The 6,564-nt window shown below is 64.6% G+C and carries 6 protein-coding genes; all 6 read right to left on the bottom strand.

What is annotated here, in order from left to right:
- Positions 1-559: 559 nt before the first annotated feature.
- The 6 genes from BRAS3843_RS29360 to BRAS3843_RS29335 are packed head-to-tail and all read right to left on the bottom strand — an operon-like array spanning position 560 to position 6,560.
- Positions 560-1,186: an NAD(P)H-dependent oxidoreductase gene (locus BRAS3843_RS29360; protein WP_008972779.1), complete on the bottom strand. Its 627-nt coding sequence runs from the start codon at positions 1,184-1,186 to the stop codon at positions 560-562.
- Between the two features lie 11 nt (positions 1,187-1,197).
- A complete protein-coding gene (locus BRAS3843_RS29355) occupies positions 1,198-2,772 on the bottom strand; it encodes an isochorismatase family protein (RefSeq protein ID WP_008972778.1) in 1,575 nt (524 codons plus the stop codon).
- A gap of 10 nt (positions 2,773-2,782) precedes the next feature.
- Positions 2,783-3,631: an MBL fold metallo-hydrolase gene (locus BRAS3843_RS29350; RefSeq protein ID WP_008972777.1), complete on the bottom strand. Its 849-nt coding sequence runs from the start codon at positions 3,629-3,631 to the stop codon at positions 2,783-2,785.
- Positions 3,632-3,679: 48 nt separating this feature from the next.
- Complete coding sequence (locus BRAS3843_RS29345; RefSeq protein ID WP_008972776.1) at positions 3,680-4,567, bottom strand: amidohydrolase family protein; 888 nt, start codon at positions 4,565-4,567, stop codon at positions 3,680-3,682.
- Positions 4,564-5,682, bottom strand: a complete 1,119-nt coding sequence (locus BRAS3843_RS29340; RefSeq protein WP_008972775.1) for a VWA domain-containing protein — start codon at positions 5,680-5,682, stop codon at positions 4,564-4,566. The genes BRAS3843_RS29345 and BRAS3843_RS29340 overlap by 4 nt, the downstream gene beginning before the upstream one ends.
- A complete protein-coding gene (locus BRAS3843_RS29335) occupies positions 5,679-6,560 on the bottom strand; it encodes a MoxR family ATPase (RefSeq protein ID WP_008972774.1) in 882 nt (293 codons plus the stop codon). The genes BRAS3843_RS29340 and BRAS3843_RS29335 overlap by 4 nt, the downstream gene beginning before the upstream one ends.
- Positions 6,561-6,564 lie beyond the last annotated feature (4 nt).

The following is a 6,564-nucleotide window of genomic DNA, read 5'->3' as shown; positions in this document are numbered from 1 at the left end:
AAATGCAAGCCGAAGCCCACACCCGAGACCCGCAAGGACTCCGCCGTCCACGTTTCTCTTTCTTCTTCTTCACTTGTCAAACAGCCCGGCGCTCCACGGCAATCGCCTGTGAAGACGCTCAACCCTCGAATTTTTCGGAAGCGAGGAAGTCCCAAGAGCGGGACACCCCGGCATATATAGCGCAATTTCCGAAGTGTTCAAGGCCGACTGCAAACAACATCTCGCCGAAACGAGTGCCACAGCCGTACCTCGAATTCTCGGAAGCGAGGATGATCCCAGCAGGGATACCTCACCACATTCAGCGCAGTTTCCGATGTCTTCAAGGCCCAACCGACAAACAGTGTCTCGCAGAAGCGAGTGAGACAGCCGTCATGTCCGTCGGAGGGCGGCTGAATATGCCAGGGCCGTTTCCTGTTCAAGCGTTTTTTTTGATCCTGTGAATATTTCTGCTCGGGCACCTGCACCTGTCTCGAAATGACATCGTGCTTCACCGCTGGAACTCTCGTCCTGCGATGGGCTTCGGTCGTCCTGTCCTGACAGAACGAACGCCCTTCGAGGTCTAGAACCGCGCGCCCAGTTCTTCCAAACGGCGATGCGCGAGCGTCCGCGACGCTTCGATTGCTGCATTCGGCCCTGCTGTGGGGCCGATCAGGACGACCTGCACGTCACGAACGCCGATGAAACGCAGCGCCTCCCGCAAGTAGGGCGTGGCCATATCGACGCGGCCACGGTTCATGCCGGTGGCGAAGTCGCTGCCGCTGGCGATAATGAGCAGCGTTGGCCGATCCTTCAGCAACGGAAGATAGCCCTGCGCGGGATCGAAACGGAACGTCAGCCCAGGCTGGGTAATCACGTCGATCCATTGCTTGAGCTTGTAGGGGATCGAGAAATTCCACATCGGTGTCGAGATGACGACGCGGTCAGCGAGCGCAAAACGCATAGCCAGACGCTCGGCGACCGCGAAGGCGTCGCGTTCGGCGGTCGAAAAGCCGCGTCCGCCGATGCGCGCATATTTGGCATCAAGAATGGCGCCGTCGAACTCCGGCAGCGGCTCCCGCCACAGGTTCATGTCGTCGAAGTCCCAGTCGGAACGGCTTTGCCGGAAGCGATCCAGAAACACCCGGGCTCCCGCGGCGGATTCCGAGTCCGCGCGCGGCGAGCAGATCATGTGCAGGAGCTTCGGCATCGCCGCGCTGCTCAGCCCAGCGCCTTGATCACGGTGTCGGCATTGGTCACGACAGCGACGTTCTGCATCGCAAAATTGATTGAGGCGTTGTGCCAGTCGGCATTCATGGTCGAACAGCAATCCTCCGGGACGACGATGAAATAGCCCTTGTCGGCGCCGGTGCGTGCAGTGTGCTCGATCGACATGTTGGTCCAGGCGCCGGTATCGATGACGACGTCGCGCCCGGTCGCCTTCAGGATCGTCTCCAACCGCGTTCCCTCCCAGGCGCTCATCCGCATCTTTTCGACCACGAAATCGCCGGCGCGTGGCTCCAGCCCTTGCACGGGGGCCGCACCCCAGGAACCGCGCACCAGCGCCTTGCTGTCGATCAGCCCCTCGAACAACGGCGCATTCAGCGTCACGCCGGGCGCGCCGGGTTCGACGATGAACCAGACATGGATGACGACGACGCCGCGCGCCCGCGCGGTCTCAGCGAGGCGGCGCACGTTATCGACGACGCGCTGCTGGCGCGCATGCGCCGGCGCGCCGGAGTCCGCAAAGGCGCCCCCCTCCATGATCACGTCGTTCTGCAGATCCTGAATGATCATGGCGCAGCGGCGCGGATCCAGCTGCATGTCGCCGTTGGTCAGTTGCGGCGCCGATGGGCCGGATCGTGATGCAGAACTGCCTGCCCTGCCCGCGCTCATATAGGGCTCGTGCCGCGGGCCGACCTTCGTGGGTATCGCGTAGACCGAATGCGTCGCGGTCAGATACAGCGTGCGGAACTCCGGCCCGCCCCAGGCCAGGTTGGCGACCAGCTCCGGCACGCGCACCTTGCCGAGCAGTTCTCCGGCCGGCGAATAGACCCAGACGCCGCCGGGCGCGGTAACCCAGACATGGCCGTGCTGATCGCATTTCATGCCGTCGGGCACGCCGGGCTCGAGCTCGGACCGGATGGAGCTTGCGAATACGCGCGCATTCGACAGCCCGCCGTCGGCATTGACATCGAAGACCCGGATCAACGTTTGGACAGTATCGTTGACGTACAGCAGCCGCTCATCGGGCGAGAAGCACAAGCCGTTCGGCTGATCGAACAGCGAGCGATCGACCACCAGCCGCGGCGCGCCGCCGCCCGGCGGAACCCGATAGACGCCCTGGAAGCCGAGCTGACGCGGCCGCTCCACGCCGTAGACCGGCATGCGGCCATACCAAGGATCGGAGAAGTAGATCGCGCCGCTCGAATGCACGCAGACATCGTTCGGGCTGTTGAGCTCCTGGTTCTCGAAATGCGACGCCAGCACCTCGCGTCGTCCATCCATGCGCTCACGCACCAGCGACGAGGTCGCGTGCTCGCAGACGATCAGGTTGAGCTCGGCATCATAGGTCATGCCATTGCATTTGTTGGACGGACGCCGCATCTCGACCACGCCACGCCTTGCATCCCAGCGCCGGCGCACATCGCCGGGCATGTCCGAGAACAGCAGGAACTGCTCGAGCGGATGCCAGATCGGCCCTTCCGTAAATTCGAACCCGGTGCCGACTTGCCCCACCGGTGCATAGGGATCGATGAGTTTTTCGAACTCAGGGCGCAGGGTCACGTGGGTCATGGTCCCCTCCTCACGCCGGAAACCAGTGCCGCTCCGGCAGGCTCTGCACCACGGGGCCCGGAACCTGATCGTGCAGCCGGCCGACGACCACGCCGCGCTCGATCTTGGCGGGACGATCATGCACCGGCAGCAGATAGCGCGAGCTACTCAGCAGCTTCTTGATCGCGGCCTTCTCGGCGCGCTTGGTGGTGCCGTGGTTGCCGGTCGTGCGCGGCTCAGCGTCGTGGATCTCATTGAAGGGCGTGACGATCTGGTCGTTGAAATCATAGATCACGTCGCCGCAAATGGTGGCGATGCCGTCGGCGGTATGGACGTGGATGTTCATCGACCCTTCGGTGTGCGCGTTCGCCGCATCGCAATAGACGCCGGGCATCAGCTCGACCGGCCCGGTCAGCTCGAGATCGAGGAAACGCAGTGCGCTCTTGGTATGCAGCCGATCGATCAGATGCTTGATGTCGGGCGCCGGATATTGCGGATGCATCAGGCCGGATACCGAATATTCCAGCTCACGACGGTTCAGCACGACGGTGGTGTTCATCGGGAACAGATCGTCCTTGCCGGCGTGGTCGATATGCAGGTGGGTGTGGCAGACGTAGCGCACATCGCCCATCCGCACGCCATGGCGTATCAGCTGATTCTCGATCATGTTCTCATGGAACTGCAGGCCGCGCATACCGAGCGTTTCCATGATCTGGTTGGAGCGATAGCCGGTGTCGACCACGACCGGATAAGGGCCGCCGAGGATCAAAAAGCCGAGCGTCAGCACCCGCCTGGTGCGGCCGCAATCGCGCCCCAGCACCAGGAAGCTCGATTCCAGCTCGATATCGCCATAGTCCAGGATCTTGATTTCCAGCGGCATTGCTATTCCCCGTATCGTCTTGTTCTGTTTGTGTCGGCGGCTGCTTGCTCACTCCAACCGATAGACTCTGATTGCCGTCGTTCGAAACAGCGCATCGCGCTCCTGGGCGCCGAGTGGTGCTGCAGCGGTGCGGAACGCGCCGACCAGCTCGCGATAGCTGGTCCACAGCTTCTCGATCGGGAAATTCGAGCCGAACAGGCAGCGCTCGGCACCAAACAGCGCGACGGTCTCACCAAGGATCTCCGCGATGTGAGCAGGATCGTTGCGATGGATGAAGGTGCCGAGACCGGAGAGCTTCGAGACGACGTTCGGGCAGGCTGCGAGCGTCTGCATGCCGTCACGCCAAGATGCTCGTCCATCGGAGGAGAGATCCTCCAGCATGCCGGCATGCTGGAGGATGAAGGTGACGCGCGGGCATGCATCGGCCAGCCGGGCCGCGCCCGCCATCTGGCCTGCAAACACCTGCAGATCGAAGCTGAACTGGTAGTCGGCGAGATGCGCGACGTTGCGCCTGATGACAGGATCATCGCAGAGACCGGGGTGGCCTGCGAAGCGATACAGCGGGTTGTCGTGCCAATGTAGTTGCATGCGCACGCCGCGCACGAGCGGATAGCGCGCGAGCCGGTCGAGCTGCGGCCGGACGTCAGCGACGGCGAGGTCCGCGTAGGCAACGATCGCATGCGGCCAGCCGCGCTCGTCCGCGGTCTGCTGCACCCATTCGGCCTCGTCCTCGAAGCGCTCCTTGGCCCAGTTGGTCTGCACATAGACCGAACGCGTGACACCGGAGCCGGCGAGGTCGGACAGGTATTCGTCGATCGTATAATCGCGCCGGATCGGCTCATACGGACCGAAGATGCGCGGCTGCATCGGTCCGCTCAGCCATGGCAGATCGGCCTGCCGCCAGATATGATGATGCGCATCGATGATGCCGGTCATGCCGCCCTCCTCCGTCCCAGCGACAGCACATGCGCGACGATGTCAGAGGTCGAACCGCCGCTGTCGAGGTCATCGACGAAGCGCCGGATTGCGATCAGCGCCTCGGTCTGCGGCCTGAAGCCGGGCGCCGTTGCGAGCGGCGTCAGCCAGCTCAAGCGCCAGGCGCGGCGCGCCAGCTTTGCCACGGCGTCGCGGAGCGCCGCGACATCGCCGCGCTCCAGTCCATCTGAGATCACGATGACCGCGGCGCCCCTCGCATAGCCGGCGAAGCGCGGCACGGCGAGGAACGCCTGCAGCGCATCGCCGATCCGCGTGCCTCCGTCCCAATCACTGACCAGATGCGCGGCGGCGTTAAGCGCCTGCTCACGCCGCTTCAGGCGTAGCGGCCGCGTCACCCGCGTCAGCCTTGTGCCGAAGGTGAAGACCTCGACATGCGGTGCGGCCTGAACCAGCGCATGCGCGAGCGTCATGTTGTCCTCGGTACGCGTCTTCATCGAACCGGAGACATCGATCAGCAGCAGCACCTTGCGCGGCCGTGGCCGGCGCTTCAGCCGGCCCAGCTTGAAGACCTCGCCATCGCTGCGCACGCTGTCCCGCAAGGTGCGGCGCAGATCGGCAAACGGACCGCGCCGCGCGCGTATCCGTCGATGACCGCGTCGGCGCGGCAGCCGGCTCGGTGCCTCGCGCGCGAAGCGACGCAGCGCGTCGCCGGTCGAGCGCTCCTCGAAGCGGCGGGCAACAAGCGCCTCGGTGCGGGCAGCGACCAGCCCGGATTCATTGGCTTCATCGGCGAGCGGCGTCTCGTCTTCTCCCCGTCCCTCCTCCTGTAGCCGCACCACCTCCTCGTCCTCCGAACCTGCGCCTTCCAGTGGCTCGCGCCCACGGAAATGCAGATCGAACAGGCGATCATAGGTGACACGCCGCTCGGGCGGCGGCGCCAAGATCGCAAGGCCGGCGAGATAGATATCGTCGAGGCTGCGCGGTCCGAGCAGTTCGATGGCCGACAAGAAGGCCATGGTCTGCTCCGGCGCGACCGCAAATCCGTTGATGCGGAGCAGGCTCGCGAACTCCACCAACACACGTGCAGCACGCGGCAGCTTGACGATCTCGCTCACGCCACAGCCTCCGCAATCAGCGCGTCGAGCCGCGGCGAGATGAAGCTGAGATCCTCCTCGTCCTTGAGCGCGACGCCGATCGAACGCTTGAACGCGTCCGGCCAGCGCGCGCCGCCCTTGTGCAGCAAAGTCGCAGCCTCCGCCCAATCGACAGCTTCGGCGATGCCGGGCGCTTTCGACAGCGGCTCGCGCCGGAGCCTGCCGACCGCGGCCACGACCGCGCGCGCGGTGGCCTCGGCGACGCTGGAAGCTCGCAGCATGATGATGCGGGCCTCGCGTTCGGCGGTCGGATAGTCGATCCAATGATAGACGCAGCGGCGGCGCAGCGCCTCATGCAGATCGCGGGTGCGGTTCGAAGTCAGGATCACGACTGGCCGTTCGGCCGCGCGCACCGTGCCGCGCTCGGGAATCGAGATCTGGAAATCGGACAGGAATTCCAGCAGGAAGGCCTCGAACTCCTGGTCGGCGCGATCGATCTCGTCGATCAGCAGCACGGTTGAATCCGGCGCGCGCAGGTTCGCGAGCATCGGGCGCTCGATCAGGAAGGTCTCGCCATAGATGTCGATCGACTGCTCGCCCGCCTGCCGGATCGCCAGCATCTGGCGCGGATAGTTCCATTCGTAGAGCGCAGCGGAGGCGTCGATGCCCTCATAGCATTGCAACCGGATCAGCCGGCGGGCGAGCACGGCGGCAATCGCCTTCGCGGCTTCGGTCTTGCCGACGCCGGGCGCGCCTTCCAGCAGCAGTGGCTTGCCCAGCGCGAGCGCAAGATAGGCCGCGGTCGCGAGGCCCTCATCGGCCAAGTAGTACGCGGCGCGTAGCGCCCGCTCCAGCGCCTCCGGGCTGTCGATGCCGACGATGTTGCCGCGAACCGCCATCGAC

The sequence above is a fragment of the Bradyrhizobium sp. STM 3843 genome, from assembly GCF_000239815.1.
Taxonomy (GTDB): Bacteria; Pseudomonadota; Alphaproteobacteria; order Rhizobiales; family Xanthobacteraceae; genus Bradyrhizobium.
This window is presented reverse-complemented; position numbering and strand designations above follow the sequence as displayed.

Coding starts and splice junctions, on each gene's coding strand:
- BRAS3843_RS29355 (WP_008972778.1), bottom strand. CDS start 2,772: ATGACCCACGTGACCCTGCGCCCTGAGTTCGAAAAACTCATCGATCCC.
- BRAS3843_RS29360 (WP_008972779.1), bottom strand. CDS start 1,186: ATGCCGAAGCTCCTGCACATGATCTGCTCGCCGCGCGCGGACTCGGAA.
- BRAS3843_RS29335 (WP_008972774.1), bottom strand. CDS start 6,560: ATGGCGGTTCGCGGCAACATCGTCGGCATCGACAGCCCGGAGGCGCTG.
- BRAS3843_RS29345 (WP_008972776.1), bottom strand. CDS start 4,567: ATGACCGGCATCATCGATGCGCATCATCATATCTGGCGGCAGGCCGAT.
- BRAS3843_RS29350 (WP_008972777.1), bottom strand. CDS start 3,631: ATGCCGCTGGAAATCAAGATCCTGGACTATGGCGATATCGAGCTGGAA.